We start from the raw sequence: 16,663 nt of genomic DNA on the forward strand, positions 1-16,663 counted from the left end.
ACAGGCGGCGAAATGTCGCCCGTGAGTTGAGACTGACGCGCGTGCGTCGCCTGGCCATAACTCTGATCCGCGCGCGATCGCGGAGACCTGGCCCAGGATGCGGAGACGACCCGCCGGGATATTCCGCCCGACGGTCATATGAGAACGCATCGCCGGGTGGGTGGGGATCACGCCTGACGTTGGACGACACTCCTGGGGAGGAGTTCGATGGCCGACACCCATCCTGCCACCGGCGAACCGCTTGACCGTCGCGCTCGGACGTCCAAGTCCGAAAGCAACGTCGTGTCGCTGGGACGGCCCGACCGTTCGCTGATCGCCGACCCTTCACCCCTGACGCTGGCCCGGCTGATCGAGGGCGAGATCATCCCCCGCCTGTTGATGGCCCACCGCGACGGGACCGATCCGGATGTCATCCCGATGACGACCGGGGTGATCGCCCAGGCGGAACTGGAGCGGTTTTCTCGCATGGTCATGACGTCGGACCTCGCGGCCCTGACCGAGCACGTCGACCTGCTGACCCGGCGCGGCGTCGGCATGGAGACCATCTATTTCGACCTGCTGTCGCCCGCGGCCAAGCGGCTAGGCGAGATGTGGGAGGCCGACGACTGCGCCTTCACCGACGTCACCATCGGTCTGTGTCGATTGCAGCAGCTGGTCTATGAGTTCGCCGACCGCATGCACGTCGAGGCAGGCGGCGGGGACGGTCGCACCGCCCTGTTCGCCCTGACGCCTGGCGATCACCATTCCTTCGGCCTGGTGCTGGTGGTGGAGTACTTCCGTCGCGCGGGCTGGCGCACCGTCTGCATGCCCGACGCCACGGCGCGGGATCTGCGCGACGCCGTGCGCGGCGAGTGGTTCGACCTGGTCGGCTTCTCGATGGCCGACGAGCGGTGGCTGGACACCCTGGGTCCCGTCATCGCCGACGTCCGCACCGCCTCGATGAACGAGGATGTGCGCGTGATCGTCGGCGGCCGCGCCTTCGAGGTCGACCCCGCCCGCGTCGTCCTTGTGGGCGCCGACGAGACGGCCGGAGACGCCCGCCAGGCCGTCCGCGTGGCCGAAGCCCTGTTTCAGCGCCGGCAATCGGTCGCTTGAATATGGGGCGCCGCATCGATAATGGCCCCCGATGACCGTTCAGCCGCCCTCCCCGGCAGCCATCGCGTTTCGGGAGCCTGATCGGGCCTTCGGAGGCTTGGCGGCAGACACTGCGGCGGGGCTCGTCGCCGCAGCCAGCGACCTCGCCCTGATTCTGGATCGTGAAGGCGTCATCCGCGACGTCTCGGTCTCCAGCGGGGATCTGGCCGAGCACGGCATTGGCGACTGGCTGGACCGGCGCTGGATCGACACCGTCACCGACGAGAGCAAGGCCAAGGTGTCCGAGATGCTGGACGCTGCCTTCAAGGGACAGGCCGCCCGCTGGCGCCAGGTGAACCATCCTGCCGATGACGGTGCCGACATTCCGGTCCGCTATTTCGCCCTGTCCGCGGGCGATGACGGCCGCGTCATCGTCATCGGCCGCGATCTTCAGGCCTCGGCCATCCTGCAGCAGCGGCTGCTCGCCGTGCAGCAGTCGGTGGAGCGTGACTACCTGCGCCTGCGCCAGGCCGAGCAGCGCTATCGCCTGCTGTTCCAGAGCGCGTCCGAGGCCGTGCTGATTCTCGACGGGGCCAGCCGGCGCATCCGCGAGGCCAATCCGGCGGTCCAGAAGGTGACCGGCCGCGATCCCGTCGCCGTAATCGGCCAGCCGTTCAACACCCTGCTGGATTCCTCCAGCTTCGCCGAGGCCGAGGAGCTGCTGTCGTCGGCCAACAGCAGCGCCGCAGGGGCGTCCACCACCGTGCGGCTGGCGGGCGGGGCCCCGTGCCTGCTGTCCGCCTCACTCTACCGCCACGACCGGACGGCTTCGCTGCTGGTGCGGCTCACGCCCGAGAGCCTGGCGCCAGTCACAGATCCCAACGCGGCCCTGACAGCGGTGTTGTCGCGGATCTCGGACGCCTTCGTGGTGACCGACACCGACCTGCGCATCCTGACCGCCAATCCGGCCTTCCTCGATCTGGTCCATCTCGCCAGTCGGGAGGAGGCGACGCACCTGCCGCTCGACCGATTCCTGGGGCGGCCGCAGATCGATCTGAAGGTCATGCTGGCCCAGCTGAAGGAGCATGGCTCGCTGCGGAATTTCGCAACTGTCGTTCGCTCCGGCTATGGCGAGCCGGAGGAGGTGGAGGTCACGGCGGTCATCGTGCCCGACGACGCGGCCCCGACCTATGGCTTCAGCATCAGGAACGTTTCGCGGCGGATAGCGCGGGCGGAAGCGTCGACGACGCCGGTGGGACTGGGCGCGACGGCGCGGTCGGTCGAGCAGTTGACCCAGTTGATCGGGCGGGCCCCGATGAAGGACATCGTACGCGACTCGACCGACCTGATCGAGAAGCTGTGCATCGAGGCGGCGCTGAAGCTGACCAACGACAACCGCGCCTCGGCCGCCGATGTGCTGGGGCTGAGCCGACAGAGCCTCTATTCCAAGCTACGCCGCTACGGCTTGGGCGATCTAGACGACTGACCGCCTGAGGGCCTTATCCCTTTGCGGGAGAAGGTGGCTCGCGGAGCGAGACGGATAAGGGTGAGAGGCGTCGGGGAGAATGGGTAGCGACCCTCGCCGCTCACGTCCGACACTGAGTTTCACCCCTCATCCGTCAGTCTTCGGCTGCCACCGGTCGTCGGCTGCATGCGGCCTCCTCGACCCGCGAGAGGCAAAGGAAGATTTTGCGGACGCCCGCGACGCCCGCTAGAGCAACCGCTTCCTCCTGACGAAGACCGCCCGCCATGCACGACATCCGCGCCATCCGCGAGAATCGCGACCACTTCATCGCCGGTTGGCGGTCGCGGGGGGTGGAGGAAGCCCAGGCCATCGTCGATCAGGCGCTGGCGCTGGATCGGGAGCTGAGGGCGGCGCAGACGGCGGGGCAGGAGGCTCTGGCCAGGCGCAACGCGGCGTCGAAGGCCATCGGCGCGGCGATGGGCAAGAAGGACATGGCCGAGGCCGAGCGGCTGAAGGCCGAGGTGACGGCGCTCAAGGACGAGATTGCGGTTCAGGAGATCATACAACTCGACAAGGGCAAGGCTCTCCACGACCTGCTGGCGGCGCAAAAGAACCTGGCTACTGAAGACGTGCCGGACGGCGAGGACGAGGCGGGCAATGTCGAGGTCTCGCGCTGGGGGACGCCTCGGGAGGGCGGGCCGTCCAAGGACCATGCGGACCTGGGCGAGGCGCTGGGGCTGCTCGACTTCGAGGCGGCGGCGAAGATGTCGGGGGCGCGGTTCGCCGTGCTGAAGGGCGGGCTGGCGCGGCTGGAGCGGGCCATCGGCCAGTTCATGCTGGATCTGCAGACCGCCGAGCACGGCTATCTGGAGGTCAATCCGCCGTACCTCGTGCGGGACGAGGCGATGTTCGGGACGGGGCAGTTGCCGAAGTTCCATGAGGACTTGTTCGAAGCGCAGCGCGGTGAACTCATTTTTTCAAACGCCCTTTCTGATTTCCGCATTGGGGTTGAAGAGGGGCTGAAACTTGCGGCCGAGATCGGGCCGGCGGAGGCTAAAGCCTACTTCGACCAGAACCCTGACGCGGAGCTCACTGACGATGCAGACCGCCGCTGGCTCATCCCCACCGCCGAAGTCTCCCTGACCAACCTCGTGCGTGAGACGATCCTGTCCGAGGACGAGCTGGCGACGCCGATGCGGCTGACGGCGCTGACGCCGTGCTTCCGGGCCGAGGCCGGGTCGGCGGGGCGGGATACGCGCGGGCTGATCCGGCAGCATCAGTTCTCCAAGGTCGAGCTGGTGTCGATCACGCGACCGGAGGACTCTGACGCCGAGCACGAGCGGATGACGGCGTGCGCCGAGGCCGTGCTGCAGAAGCTGGAGCTGCCCTATCGGCGGATGCTGCTGTGCAAGGGCGACATGGGGTTCTCGGCGAAGAAGACCTATGATCTGGAGGTCTGGCTGCCGTCGCAGGGGACGTATCGGGAGATCAGCTCCTGCTCCAACTGCGGGGACTTCCAGGCCCGGCGGATGGATGCGCGCTTCAAGCGAGCGGGCGAGAAGAAGACCGAGTTCGTGCATACGCTGAACGGATCGGGGCTGGCGGTCGGTCGCACTCTCGTCGCGATCATGGAGAACTATCAGGATCAGGACGGCCGGATCGTCGTTCCGTCCGCGCTGGCCCCCTATATGGGGGGCGTGACCCACATCGGAGCCTGAGTGATGAAGACCCCCCTTCTGATCGCCGCCGCCGCTATGATCCTGTCCGCGCCCGCCGTGGCTGAGACGCCCGCCCAGCCGACCTTGTCGGAGCCGACCACCTTCGAAGGCTGGATCCGGGTGTCGGGCGAGGAGTTCCAGCTGATCACCAACGAGAACCGCTATCGCACCGGCCTGTCTCGGCCCTGCGTGTCGGGCGCCTTGCCCCGGAACATCCAGCGCACCGTGGGTGAATATGCCGGGCAGAAGGTGCGGATCACGGGCATGACGATGGAATGGTCCGACGACCTGCCGGGCGACCGCTACACCTGGGAAGGCTCGAACATCCGAAACGAGTGCGAGAGCGAGGTCGTGATCCTGGCGACCGAGATCGACGCCATCGCCTGACGACTTGCGGATCACTCCCGCTTTCGTCATTCCGGGTCGCGCCCTGCGCCGCCCGGACTGACGAAGGATAGATGCGGATTCTGCTGACCAACGACGACGGCGTGGAGGCCGAAGGCCTGCACTGTCTGGAGCGCATCGCGCGGACGCTGTCCGACGACGTCTGGATCGTGGCGCCGCAGGAGGAGCAGTCGGGCAAGGGGCGGGGGATCACCCTGACCGAGCCTCTGCGCGTCAACCGGCTGGGGGAGCGGCGGTTCGCGGTGACGGGGACGCCGACGGACTGTGTCGTGCTGGCGGTCAACGACATCCTCGATGGGCGGCCGGACCTCGTGCTGTCGGGCGTCAACCGGGGGCACAATGTGGGGGAGGACTGCTCCTATTCCGGGACGGTGGCGGGAGCGCTGCAGGGGATGGCGTTCGGTATCCGATCGATCGCGCTGAGCCAGAGCCTGGAGCGGTTTCACGACGAGGTGACCGCGCACTGGGAGACGGCGGAGGCGTTCGCGCCCGCCATCATCGCCTGCCTGCTGGATCAGACCTGGGCCGAGGGCGTGGTGATGAACCTGAACTTCCCCGCCCGGGCGCCGGAGGACGTCACCGAGGTCGAGGTGACGCGGCAGGGCTTTCGCGGCGAGGGCGAGATGCATGCGGTCCGGCGCACCGACCTGCGCGGGCGCGACTACTTCTGGATGAGCTTCCGCGGGACGAAGCAGGACCATGCGCCCGGCACGGACCTGCGGGCGATGGACGAGGGGAAGATCTCGGTCACGCCGCTGCATATCGACCTGACGCACCGCGAGAGCATCCATGCGCTGAAGGGCGTGCTGGGCGGGGTTCCGCCCAGATGAACCTGTCGGACGACCGGGCCGGGCGTCTGATCCTGTCGCTGCGGCAGCAGGGGGTGACGGACGCACGGGTGCTGGGGGCGATGGAGTCCATCGACCGCGCCGTGTTCGTGCACGAGAAGTTCCTGGATCAGGCATGGGAGGACCAGGCCCTGCCGATCGACTGCGCCCAGACGATCAGCCAGCCCTACATCGTCGGCCTGATGACCCAGGCCCTGATGGTCGAGCCGCGCCACCGAGTGCTCGAGATTGGCACAGGCAGCGGATACCAGTGCGCGGTGCTGAGCAGGCTGGCGCGGTACGTCTATTCGGTGGAGCGGTACCGGAGCCTGCTGGTCGAGGCCGAGGCGAAGTTGCGGACGCTGGGGATCGACAACGTCATCACCAAGCATTCCGACGGCGGACTGGGCTGGCCCGAGCAGGCGCCGTTCGACCGGATCATGGTCACGGCCGCGGCGCCGACCGAGCCGACGGAACTGCTGAAGCAGTTGAAGCCCGGAGGGGTGCTGGTCGCGCCCGTGGGGCGGACCTCGGTTCAGATGCTGCATCGCTATGTGGGGCAGGCGGACGGGAGCTTCCGGCGCGAGAGCCTGTGCGAGGTGCGGTTCGTGCCGCTCGTCGAGGGCACGGCGAAGGAGGGGTGAGAGCAGGCGTCTCCTCCCTGTCGCGCAGCGATGGGGAGGTGGCACGGAGCGAAGCGGAGTGACGGAGGGGTTTTTCGCCGCACTGAGAACCCCTCCGTCTGCTCGCAAGAGCTCGCAGCCACCTTCCCCGTTCGCCGAAGGCGAACGGGGAGGAGACAGGGCCGCCCGATTAACCTTTCCGCCCCACTTTCGCGCGGTTTGGGGGTATGCCTGCAACTCGACTCGGGGCGATGAAGGCGGAGGGGCGGATGGCGCTCGGACAGTGGATCAAGGCAGGGGCGATCGCGCTCGCAGGGCTCGCGGCGACGGCCTGCGCCAGCTATCCAGAAGCGCCGCGATACTCGACGCGGCCTATGACGGGGTATGGGGCGAACGTGCCGCCTCCGGCCTATGGCGCGCCGAGCCAGCCCGCGCCGCCGGTCTATGAGGCCCCGCCGCCGGCGACCGCGCCGGTCGAGGCGATCGAGGGCGGGGCGCTGCCACCGCCGGGCGGGGCGAGCGATGCGCCCCCGCCGCCCGCCTACAATCCCCCGCCTCCCGCCTATGTCCCGCCGCCCTCGGCCGGCGCGCCGACGACGGTGAGCGCGGGCGCGGCCTATGTGATCCAGCCGGGCGACACGATCTCGGGCGTGGGGCGCAGGTTCCAGACGCCGGTGCAGATCCTGATCGACCTGAATGGCCTGGGGCCGAGGGGCGCGATCACGGTCGGTCAGTCGATCATCCTGCCGGACAGCGCGGTCGACACAGGGACCGACCCCTATGCGACGGGGCCGACGCCGAGGGGCGTGCTGGTGCCTGAGAACGGGGTCGCGCCCCCGCCGCCTCCGCCGCCTTCGGGCAATCCGGCCGCGCCGCCGCCGCCGCGCCAGCCGGCGTCCAGCGGGCAGACGGGCGTGGCCGCGCCGGGCTCGGTCGCCCTGCAGTGGCCGGTGCGCGGCGAGATCGTGCGACGTTTCGGGCCGGTGGGTCTGGGCGAGCGCAACAACGGGATCAACATCGGCGCGCCCGCCGGAGCCAGCGTGGTCGCGGCGGCGGACGGGCGGGTGGCCTATGTCGGTGACGATCTGGTGGGGCAGGGACTGACGGTGCTGATCGTCCATCGCGACGGGTGGCGGACGGTCTATGGGCACCTGGGCTCGGCCACGGTCGACGACAATCAGGACGTTCGCGCAGGTCAGCAGATCGGCACGGTCGGGCTGACGGCGGGGGATGGACGGCCCTCGATCCACTTCGAGACGCGGCGCATGCAGGGCGACGAACCGGTGGCGATCGATCCGCTGACGGTGCTTCCCAGATAGTCGCGTTGCATCTTGCGACGCCCGGCCCTAGGTAACGCGCCTTGTTTTCGTGAGGGCGCCCGACTGTGAGGCTGGCCCGACTGTCGGGGAAGACACCATGACCACACCCGCTGACGGCGGCATCGTCGCGCTGATCGTGCAGTTCGTGCCGTTCATCGCCATCTTCGTGCTGTTCTACTTCCTGCTGATCCGTCCGCAGCAGAAGCGGGCCAAGGAGCATGCGGCGCTGATCGCGGCGGTGAAGCGGGGCGACACCATCGTCCTGTCGTCCGGCCTGATCGGCAAGGTGACCCGCGTCGAGGACGCCGAGGTCAATGTCGAGATCGCGCCGTCGGTCAATGTGCGCGTGGTCAAGGCGATGATCGCCGAGGTCCGGAACCGCACCGCCATCGCCGCCAACGATTCCAAGCCCGCCGCCAAGGCCTGATCGCCGTCCGCTGCAACGAAAGCGCCGTCCATGGTTCAGCTGTCGCGCTGGAAGGTCATCCTCGTCGTCCTGTCGGTCGTGTTCGGGGTGCTGTTCGCCCTGCCGAACGTGCTGACGCCTGTGCAGCGCGAGGCCCTGCCGGGCTTCCTGCCCAAGGGCACGCTGAACCTGGGTCTGGACCTGCGCGGCGGATCGTATCTGCTGCTCGAGGTCGATACGGCCGAGATGCGGGCCAAGCGCGTCTCCAACCTGGTCGAGGATGTGCGGGTGACCCTGCGCGAGGAGCGGATCGCCACGACCGCCATCGCGCGGGAGGAGCGCGGCGCCCTGATCACGCTCGCCAGCGCAGCCCAGCAGGACGCCGCCTATGAGGCTCTGCAACAGGCGGCCGGCGCGCCGGGGGCGAACGGCCAGCCCGAGCGGACGGTGCAGCGCGTGGGTTCGGACCGGCTGAGGTTCGCCTTCACCGACGCGGTCTGGAACAGCATGGCCTCGCAGGCCGTGGATCAGTCCATCGAGGTCGTGCGGCGTCGCATCGACTCGCTCGGCACCCGTGAACCGTCGATCACCCGCCAAGGCGCCGACCGCATTGTGGTCCAGGCCCCGGGCGAGAGCGATCCGGCCGCGCTGGAGCGGGTCATCGGCCAGACGGCCCAGCTGACCTTCCAGATGGTGGACGTCGAGAACCAGACCCAGGCGCTCCAGACCGGCCTGATCCCGCCGGACGCGGAACTGCTGCAGGACGAGACGGGCACGCCGTACCTGGTCAAGCGCCGCATCCTGGTGTCGGGCGAGAACCTGACCCGGGCCAACGTCGGCGCCGACGAGAGCGGCCGTCCCGCCATCGACTTCCGCTTCGACGGCCAGGGCGCGCGCCGGTTCGGCGAGGCGACGGCCCAGAACATCGGCCTGCCCTTCGCCATCATCCTGGACGGACGGGTCATCTCGGCGCCGACCATTCAGGGCGCGATCACCGGCGGGACCGGCCAGATCACCGGCAGCTTCTCGATCGAGAGCGCGGCGGAGCTGGTCAACCTGCTGAACGGCGGCGCGCTGCCGGCGCCCCTGACGGTCGAGGAGCGGCGCACCGTGACCGCAGAACTGGGCGCCGACGCCGTGGCGGCGGGCGCACTTTCGACCGCGATCGCGTTCGCGATCATCATCGTCTTCATGATCCTGTCCTACGGCTTCCTGTTCGGGGGCGTGTCGGTGCTGGGACTGTTGCTGAACGGCCTGCTCATCATCGCGGCCATGTCGATGACCCAGGCGACGCTGACCCTGCCGGGCATCGCGGGTCTGATCCTGACCTTCGCCGTGGCGGTGGACGCCAATGTCCTGATCTACGAGCGCATGCGCGACGAGGCGCGGGCCGGGCGGTCCGTCATCGCCAGCATGGACGCGGGCTTCAACAAGGCCTGGGGCACCATCCTAGACGCCAACGTCACGACGCTGGTGGCGGCGCTGATCATGTTCGTGTTCGGGGCCGGGCCGGTGCGCGGCTTCGCCTGGACCCTGACCATCGGCGTGTTCACCTCGGTGTTCTCGGCCGTGCTGGTGGCGCAGGTGCTGCTGGCCTACTGGTTGAAGTCGACGCGGCCCAAGAAACTGCCGATCGCGGAGTGAATGCGATGACCTGGTGGCCCCTCATCAAGATCGTTCCGATCAAGACGAACCTGAAATTCGTCAAGTTCGCCAAGTTCTTCGGCGCCCTGTCGGCCGTGCTGTGCATCGCCTCGGTGATCGGGGTCTTCTATCCCGGCATGAACATGGGCATCGACTTCCGCGGCGGCGCGGCGATGGAGTTGACGACCGCCGATGGTCGGCCGCTGAACCTGGAACAGGTGCGCTCGGCCGTCGATGGCCTGGGCATGGGCGACGTCGGCGTGCAGGGGATCGACGACGACTCCAGCGCCATCCTGAGGTTCCAGATCCCAGAAGGGCAGGCCCAGGCGGACGTCGTCGAGCGCGTTCAGAACGCGGTGACGACAGAGGTCGGGGCCGTGACCTATTCCGGCGTCAGCGTGGTGGGGTCCAAGGTCTCGAGCGAACTGTTCACCTCGGGCCTGCTGGCGCTGGGCGCCGCCGTCGCCCTGATGTTCGCCTACATCTGGTTCCGGTTCGAGCCGCAGTTCGGCTTCGGCGCCGTGGCTGGCCTGGTCCATGACGTGGTGCTGGTGTTCGGCCTGATCGTGCTGTTCCGGCTCGAGTTCAACCTGAACATGGTCGCGGCCATCCTGACGGTCATCGGCTATTCGATGAACGACACCGTCGTGGTGTTCGACCGCCTGCGTGAGAACCTTCGCAAGTACAAGACCATGCCGCTGAGGGACGTGATCGATCTGTCGATCAACGAGACCCTGAGCCGGACGATCATCACCGGCGTGACGGCGATCATGGTGCTGGCGGCCCTGGCGGTGTTCGGCGGGGTGGCCCTGTTCGGCTTCTCGATCGCCCTGATGGCCGGCATCATCATCGGCACCTATTCCTCGGTCTATGTGGCCGCGCCGATCATCCTGCTGTGGGGCGTCAAGCGCGGGGAGTTCGCGGAAGAGGCCAAGCCGGTGAAGCTGGGGATGGCGAGCCGGCCCTGACGGGCCGGGTGATTGGTGGTTGGTGGTTGGTGATTGGCGAAGGTGCGAGCGTCTGGCGGCGCCACACCAGACCGAACGAGCCCTAACCACCCATCACCGGTCACCAATCACCTTCTCCCCGACGCGCTTAGCCGCTAAGCCTCCGCCATACGACACGGGGGACTCACATGGCCGGACTGCTTTCGAACTTCAGGAACACCCTGATCCTCAGCCTCGTACTGGCGGGGGTGATGATCTTCGCCTTCGGGCGCGTGTCGCCGGGCGGATTCGACCTCAGCTTCTGGCAGGCCGTCGCGCGCTGGAGCCACGTGGGCTTCGGCATCCTCTGGATCGGGCTACTGTACTACTTCAACTTCGTGCAGATCCGGGTCATGCCGACCATCCCCGGCGAGCTGAAGCCGGCGGTGACGAAATACATCGCTCCGGAGGCCCTGTTCTGGTTCCGCTGGGCGGCGCTGGCGACCGTGGTCGCGGGCCTCGCGATCCTGGGCCTGCGCGGGCACGGCTATGCGATGGAGGTGATGAGCTTCGGTCTGGCCGGCGGCGTGGTGCAGGGAGATCAGGGCTACATGCTGCTGGGCGTCGGCGTGTGGCTGGCGATCGTCATGTTCCTGAACGTCTGGGGCGTCATCTGGCCGAACCAGAAGCGGGCGCTGGGCATCGTCGTGGTGGACGACGACAAGAAGGCCAAGGCGGCGCGCGTGGCGATGCTGGGCAGCCGGACGAATCTGCTGCTGAGCCTGCCGATGCTGACCAGCATGGCCATGTACCAGACCCTGTTTGGCTGATCTCCAGATGCCAGCCGGGCGCCTCGCCTTCTTGCTGCTGGTCGTGGGCAACCTGATCCAGGTCCTGACGATCATGATCGGCGGAGCGCTCTATCCCGGCTATGACCATAGTCGGCAATACATCAGCGAACTGGGCGCGACCGGAGCGGTCACCGGACCGGCGGTCAGCTGGCTCGGGTTCGTGCCCTCCGGCGTGATCATTTCTGCCGGTTGCCTGATTGCCGCGTGGGTTTCTCGCCGCAACGGTCTCGCTGTCGCGGTCTGGCTACTGCTTGGCTGGTACGGGCTAAGCCTTTCAGCGGCTGGCGTTTATCCCTGCGAATTCGAGTGCTCGCGCGCGGCGCCGTCGCTCAATGCCTTGATGCACGACCTGTTCGGCGGAAGCGGCTATCTGACGGCCATCGTCGGCCTCGCGCTCGGTGGCTTCGTCGCGGCGGCTCAAGGACGGCCCGGGCTGGTCCTGCTATCGATCGTCTGCACTGTAGTGACGGCCCTCGGCTTCGGCGGTGTGATCGCGGAAGCTGAGCCTGCTGGCCTGATCCAGCGGGGGCTGGAAGGCGCGATCATGGTCTTCACCCTGTCGTTGGGCTGGGGCCTGACGCGACCGGCGATGGCCGTCGGATCTTGAGCGAGGCCAGCCTTGATGACCAGGTCCGGACGGCAGATCCGGACCGCTGGCTGTCCAGCCGCTTCGCGGGCGAAGCCGAGGCGCGCGCCGACCTGGTCGCGCTCTATGCGTTCGAGGCCGAGCTCCTGGCCATTCCGACGCGGGTGACCCAGCCGCTCCTGGCCGAGATGCGCTATGCCTGGTGGCGCGAGCAGATGGACGGGGTCTTCGCGGGCGAGCCAAGGCGCGGCCATCCGGTGCTGGAGGCCCTGACGACAGCGGTCGGGCGCCGCGGGCTGGAGCGGGACCCGTTCGAGGCCCTGATCGAGGCGCACATAGGCCGGGTGCATGGCGAGCCGCACGACCTGGACGCCTTCTACGTCGGGCCGATGCAGGCGGGCGTGCGGGTGCTGGCGGGGGCGGGACATGAGGCGTCGGTGGTCGAGGCCGGGCGCATATGGGGCCTCGCTCAGACCGGGCGGGTCGAGGAGGCGCGGGCGATGCGGGCCGTGGCGAACCCGGCGTTGAGAGCGCTGCCGGCGGCGGCATTTCCGGCGGTGGCGCATGCGGCGTTGATCGGGGTCGCGGCCGACGATCCCACGAGAGCGCTCCGGCTGACATGGGCCGTGGCCCGGGGGCGCGTCTAGCGGCTCTCGGGCCAGGCGGTGACTTCCGCAGGCCAGACGCGGCGATTGGGAGAGCCATCGTAGACCCACGCCAAGGTGCGGGCGAGCGCGCGGGCCGCGGCCTGGGTGGCGGGCGAGGCGGCCGGCAGGCCGTGCATGTCCCGCGCCCAGCGGGGCAGCAGGTCGGCGCCGGCGGCCATGACGAGGGCGGCCGAAGCGCGTTCGGCCGCGCCGCCGATCCTCTGGCGCATGACGAGGTCGGCCACCTCGCGCGTGCGGGCGTCGGCCTTCAGTTCGTGGCGCATCGACTGGATCAGGGCGTCCGCGCCGACGCGGTCGCTCGGCACCGGATCCGCTCCCAGGACGCGGCCGATGCGTGCCATCTCGGCGATGTAGGCGTCCTGGTCGGCGCGGCTCATCGCCGGCTCGCCGTAGCGGACCCAGGCGTCGAGGAAGCTGGTGATCTCGGTGACATGAACCCAGGCGAGCAGACGCGGGTCGCGGACGCGATAGGGTGCGCCGTCGGGCAGGGTGCCGCCCAGCTTGTCGTGGATGCGGCGGACGCGGTCGATGGCGGCCTGGCCATTGTGGGCGTGGTCGTAGGTGGTGACGGCGATGAATTTGGCGGTGCGGCGCAGGCGGCCGTGCATGTCGGCGCGGAAGTCGGAGTGGTCCCAGACGCCGGCCAGCACCGCCGGGTGCAGCATCTGCAGCAGCAGGCCCGACACCCCGCCGATCATCATGGTGACGATGTCGCCGTTGACCCGCCAGGCGACCGAGTCCGGCGGGAACAGGGCGTCGGCGCGGCGCAGCGCCGGCCGCTCGCCCCGCTCGTAGTCGTTGAACAGTTCGTTGATGCGACGGCGAACGCGGACCTTGACGAACTCCGAGGGGCGCATGGCGGTCAGGCGGCGTCGCGCCAGGCGGTGAGGCCCTCGATGGCGCGGACGCTCATCAGCCGCTTCTTGGCCCGGCCGCGGTCTTTGGGCGGGATGCGATTGCCCTCGGCGTCGACCCGCGGCGCCTCCAGCGGGGGCAGCAGTCCATAGTTGACGTTCATTGGGGAAAACTTCGCGCCCTCGAGGTGGCCGCCGGTGATGTGCTCGACCAGCGCGCCAATGGCGGTGTGCGCGGGCGGGGCCTCCAGCGGCTGGCCCAGCCGCTCGGCGGCGGCGAGGCGGCCGGCGAGCAGGCCGGTGGCGGCGCTTTCGACGTAGCCCTCCACGCCTGTGACCTGGCCGGCGAAGCGCAGGCGGGGTTGAGGTTTCAGGCGCAGTTGACGATCCAAGAGCTTGGGACTGTTCAGGTATGTATTTCGATGAAGACCGCCTAGGCGGGCGAACTGGGCGTTCTGGAGGCCCGGGATCATGCGGAAGACCTCGGCCTGGGCGCCGTGCTTCAACTTGGTCTGGAAGCCCACCATGTTGAACAGGGTGCCGAGCGCATTGTCCTGACGCAGCTGGACGATGGCGTGGGGCTTGACCGTCGGGTCGCGGGGGTTGGTCAGACCCACGGGCTTCATGGGGCCGTGGCGCAGGGTCTCGCGGCCGCGCTCGGCCATGACCTCGATGGGCAGGCAGCCGTCGAAATAGGGGACATTCTCCCACTCTTTGAACTCGGCCTTGGGGCCGGACAGCAAGGCGTCGATGAAGGCGTCGTAGGTGGCCTTGTCCATCGGGCAGTTGACGTAGGCGGCGGCGTCGCCGCCCGGGCCTTCCTTGTCGTAGCGCGACTGACGCCAGGCGATATCGAAGTCGATGGAGTCAGCGTGAACGATGGGGGCGATGGCGTCGAAGAAGCTGAGGCTCTCCTCCCCGGTCAGATCGAGGATGGCGTCGGCGAGCGCGGGCGAGGTCAGGGGGCCGGTGGCGACGATGACGCTGTCCCAGTCGGCGGGCGGCAGGCCCGCGATCTCCTCGCGCACCACGGTGACGAGCGGGTGGGCATGAAGGCGCTGGGTCACGGCGTTGGAGAAACCCTCCCGGTCGACGGCCAGCGCGCCGCCTGCAGGCACCTGATGGGCGTCGCCGCAGGCCATGATGATGGAATCGAGCGCCCGCATCTCGGCGTGGAGCAGACCGACGGCGTTGTACTCCCAGTCGTCGGAGCGGAAGGAGTTGGAGCAGACGAGTTCCGCGAGGCCGTCGGTGTGGTGGGCGTCGGTCGTCACGCCGGGTCGACGCATCTCGTGCAGGATGACGGGGACGCCGGCCTGGGCGATCTGCCAGGCGGCCTCGGAGCCGGCGAGGCCGCCGCCGACGACGTGAATGGGAGGGGGGAAGGAAGACATGCGGCTTTCTAGCCACGCGCGGCCGGTTCGTCAGCCGAAGTCTGTCGGCGAAGGCGTCGCACGGCTATAAGGACGGCCGTGCTCAAAGAGGGGGCTTGATGAGCCACAGGGATGTCGGAAGCCGTAGGCTGAAGCTGACGCGGGCGCTGGGCGACGCGGGGGCGGCGTTTCCGCGTCTGTGGGCCGGGGCGGCGGGGGCGCTGATCCTGCTGGCGGCGGCGTGTCTGGCCCCGGTGCTCGTGGATGCCTTGGGCGGCGCGGTCGCTGGGGCGACGGGCGCTGCGGTGGTGCTGGGCGTCGTGGCGGTCGGGGCGCTGGCGCGGCTGTCGATCACGCCGAGCCTGAGGGCCGCGCGCGATCTCGGGCTGGGGCCTGGGGGACTTCAGTTCAAATGGCCCGAGCTGAGGCTGATCGGGGCGGCGCTCCTGTGCCTGATCTTCCTGGCCATGATCGTGTCGGTGCTGGGCGTGATCGTGCTGGCCATCGCCGGCGGGGCGGAGCTGAACGTCGAGGCGATCCAGACGCGGGACTGGGCGGCGGTCGGGGCGCCGTGGCGGCTGGCGGTGGTCGGGGTCGTGGTAGCCGGGGCTCTGATCATTCCCCTGGTGCTGGCGGTCCGGCTGTCGCTGTTTGCGCATGCGACGCTGGGGCGTCGGCAGATGGTGTCGCTCAACAGCATGGGCATCGCCTACGGCAGCTTCTGGCAGTTGATGGCGGGGCTGGTGGTGACCAGCCTGCCCAAGATCGCGCTGATTGCCCTGATCGGGGGCGGAGTGCTGACGGGGACATCGGCGACGGTGGCATGGGTCGTGGGGCTGGTCGGGGTGCAGCTGCCACTGACGATGGCGTTCCTGGGCGCGGCCTATCGACAGCTCGAGTACTGGTCGCCGCAGGAGGGCCCGGCATGAGACGCGGATTTTCCATCGGGGAAGCGGTCGCCGCGCCGTTCCGGCTGGCGTTCGGCAAGCCACTGTCGACGTTGGCGTGGGGCCTGGTGCTGCTCATCCCGTCGGTCGTGGCGTTCGCGGCGTTCGCGCCTCTGTTCGCCGAGGCCATGCAGACAGGCGACGCGGCCGTGCTGGCCGCTGAGGGCGGGCCGAGCGACTTCGAGAGCTTTGGCCAGTACATGGAGTTCCAGGCTTGGAGCGGGCTGTCGAACATCCTCGGCCTGCTGGCGACGCTGCTGGTCACCACAGCGGTGATCCGGGCGGCGATGGCGGGAAGGCGCAGGGACGGCGCAGCCTTCCTGAGGTTCAGCCGGGACGAGTTCCATGTGGCGGTGATCGGCATCGCCATCGTCGTCGGCACGGTGATCGTCTGGATCGTGCTGGGGGTTCTGATCGCGGGTTTCGGTATTGCGGCGGGGGCCTCCGGCGGCGAGATGACATGGTCGGCGTTGACGGCGGTGGGGATCGGGCTGCTCGGCCTGTTCGCCACCCTGGTCATCTGGGGACGGCTTTCGCTGATCGCGCCGGCCGCCGTGATCCTGAAGACGCTCGCCTTCGATGAGGGATGGAAGGCGGGACGCGGTCAGACGGGCAAGCTGTTCCTGCTGATACTGACGCTTTTCGCCGTGACCATCTTGATTGGCCTGGTCTTCTTCGTGCTCATCCTGATCGCGGCCGTGGCGCTGGGAGCCGGGCTGGCGCAGTTCGGCGATCCGGGGTCCTGGGACGATGCCGCGGTCGAGGCGTGGATCCTGGCGCAGCTGGAGAATCCCTGGCCCATACTGGGCATCGGCGCGCTGCTGCTGCCGATCCTGGCCTGGATCAGCGGCTTCTCGCAGGCGCTGTGGACCGCGCCGTTCGCGGTGGCGGCGGAAGGCCTGGTCCAGCGGCCCGAGCCCGCCGGGGCTGACGTCGAGACGGCGAACGCCTAGGGTCGCCGACAGCAGGGAGAGGAT

The 16,663-nt window shown here is 68.8% G+C and carries 17 protein-coding genes; 15 read left to right on the forward strand and 2 right to left on the reverse strand.

The window, feature by feature from the left end:
* Nucleotides 1-207: 207 nt before the first annotated feature.
* The 13 genes from Q333_RS0103405 to Q333_RS0103465 all read left to right on the forward strand — a co-directional run bounded on the left by Q333_RS0103405 (nt 208) and on the right by Q333_RS0103465 (nt 12,491).
* The gene (locus tag Q333_RS0103405) at nt 208-1,095 is read left to right on the forward strand and encodes a cobalamin B12-binding domain-containing protein (RefSeq protein WP_051651092.1); all 888 of its coding nucleotides are present in this window, start codon (nt 208-210) and stop codon (nt 1,093-1,095) included.
* Between the two features lie 97 nt (nt 1,096-1,192).
* On the forward strand, nt 1,193-2,560 hold the full coding sequence (ppsR, locus tag Q333_RS0103410; RefSeq protein WP_035293750.1) for a transcriptional regulator PpsR: 1,368 nt from the start codon (nt 1,193-1,195) through the stop codon (nt 2,558-2,560).
* A gap of 263 nt (nt 2,561-2,823) precedes the next feature.
* The gene (serS, locus tag Q333_RS0103415; protein WP_029415345.1) at nt 2,824-4,257 is read left to right on the forward strand and encodes a serine--tRNA ligase; all 1,434 of its coding nucleotides are present in this window, start codon (nt 2,824-2,826) and stop codon (nt 4,255-4,257) included.
* Nucleotides 4,258-4,260: 3 nt separating this feature from the next.
* Nucleotides 4,261-4,644: a hypothetical protein gene (locus Q333_RS0103420; RefSeq protein WP_029415346.1), complete on the forward strand. Its 384-nt coding sequence runs from the start codon at nt 4,261-4,263 to the stop codon at nt 4,642-4,644.
* A gap of 71 nt (nt 4,645-4,715) precedes the next feature.
* The gene (surE, locus tag Q333_RS0103425) at nt 4,716-5,492 is read left to right on the forward strand and encodes a 5'/3'-nucleotidase SurE (protein ID WP_029415347.1); all 777 of its coding nucleotides are present in this window, start codon (nt 4,716-4,718) and stop codon (nt 5,490-5,492) included.
* A complete protein-coding gene (locus Q333_RS0103430; protein ID WP_029415348.1) occupies nt 5,489-6,133 on the forward strand; it encodes a protein-L-isoaspartate(D-aspartate) O-methyltransferase in 645 nt (214 codons plus the stop codon). The genes surE and Q333_RS0103430 overlap by 4 nt, the downstream gene beginning before the upstream one ends.
* Before the next feature lie 248 nt (nt 6,134-6,381).
* The gene (locus Q333_RS0103435) at nt 6,382-7,431 is read left to right on the forward strand and encodes a peptidoglycan DD-metalloendopeptidase family protein (protein WP_029415349.1); all 1,050 of its coding nucleotides are present in this window, start codon (nt 6,382-6,384) and stop codon (nt 7,429-7,431) included.
* 97 nt (nt 7,432-7,528) lie between these two features.
* Nucleotides 7,529-7,858, forward strand: coding sequence for a preprotein translocase subunit YajC (gene yajC / locus Q333_RS0103440; protein WP_029415350.1), 330 nt, complete (start codon nt 7,529-7,531; stop codon nt 7,856-7,858).
* A gap of 30 nt (nt 7,859-7,888) precedes the next feature.
* Entirely contained in the window at nt 7,889-9,481 is a 1,593-nt protein-coding gene (secD, locus tag Q333_RS0103445; protein ID WP_029415351.1) for a protein translocase subunit SecD, read from the forward strand.
* A 5-nt stretch (nt 9,482-9,486) separates the two neighbouring features.
* Nucleotides 9,487-10,449 carry a protein translocase subunit SecF gene (secF, locus tag Q333_RS0103450; RefSeq protein ID WP_029415352.1) on the forward strand — a complete coding sequence of 321 codons (963 nt, stop codon included), beginning with the start codon at nt 9,487-9,489 and terminating at the stop codon, nt 10,447-10,449.
* Between the two features lie 167 nt (nt 10,450-10,616).
* Entirely contained in the window at nt 10,617-11,237 is a 621-nt protein-coding gene (locus tag Q333_RS0103455; RefSeq protein WP_029415353.1) for a membrane protein, read from the forward strand.
* Nucleotides 11,238-11,244: 7 nt separating this feature from the next.
* Nucleotides 11,245-11,865 (forward strand): DUF998 domain-containing protein, encoded by a 621-nt coding sequence (locus Q333_RS0103460; RefSeq protein WP_029415354.1) that lies wholly within the window; start codon nt 11,245-11,247, stop codon nt 11,863-11,865.
* Nucleotides 11,862-12,491, forward strand: a complete 630-nt coding sequence (locus tag Q333_RS0103465) for a squalene/phytoene synthase family protein (RefSeq protein WP_029415355.1) — start codon at nt 11,862-11,864, stop codon at nt 12,489-12,491. The genes Q333_RS0103460 and Q333_RS0103465 overlap by 4 nt, the downstream gene beginning before the upstream one ends.
* Here Q333_RS0103465 and Q333_RS0103470 read toward each other — a convergent pair.
* Entirely contained in the window at nt 12,488-13,369 is an 882-nt protein-coding gene (locus Q333_RS0103470; protein ID WP_051651093.1) for an oxygenase MpaB family protein, read from the reverse strand. The genes Q333_RS0103465 and Q333_RS0103470 overlap by 4 nt on opposite strands.
* Before the next feature lie 5 nt (nt 13,370-13,374).
* Nucleotides 13,375-14,760 carry a methylenetetrahydrofolate--tRNA-(uracil(54)-C(5))-methyltransferase (FADH(2)-oxidizing) TrmFO gene (gene trmFO, locus Q333_RS0103475; protein WP_029415357.1) on the reverse strand — a complete coding sequence of 462 codons (1,386 nt, stop codon included), beginning with the start codon at nt 14,758-14,760 and terminating at the stop codon, nt 13,375-13,377.
* A gap of 98 nt (nt 14,761-14,858) precedes the next feature.
* Between trmFO and Q333_RS0103480 the strand changes: the two genes are divergently transcribed.
* Entirely contained in the window at nt 14,859-15,668 is an 810-nt protein-coding gene (locus tag Q333_RS0103480) for a hypothetical protein (protein ID WP_029415358.1), read from the forward strand.
* A complete protein-coding gene (locus Q333_RS0103485) occupies nt 15,665-16,639 on the forward strand; it encodes a hypothetical protein (RefSeq protein WP_029415359.1) in 975 nt (324 codons plus the stop codon). Before Q333_RS0103480 ends, Q333_RS0103485 begins: the two co-directional genes overlap by 4 nt.
* Nucleotides 16,640-16,663: the final 24 nt, after the last annotated feature.

The sequence above is a fragment of the Brevundimonas bacteroides DSM 4726 genome (assembly GCF_000701445.1).
Lineage (GTDB): Bacteria > Pseudomonadota > Alphaproteobacteria > Caulobacterales > Caulobacteraceae > Brevundimonas > Brevundimonas bacteroides.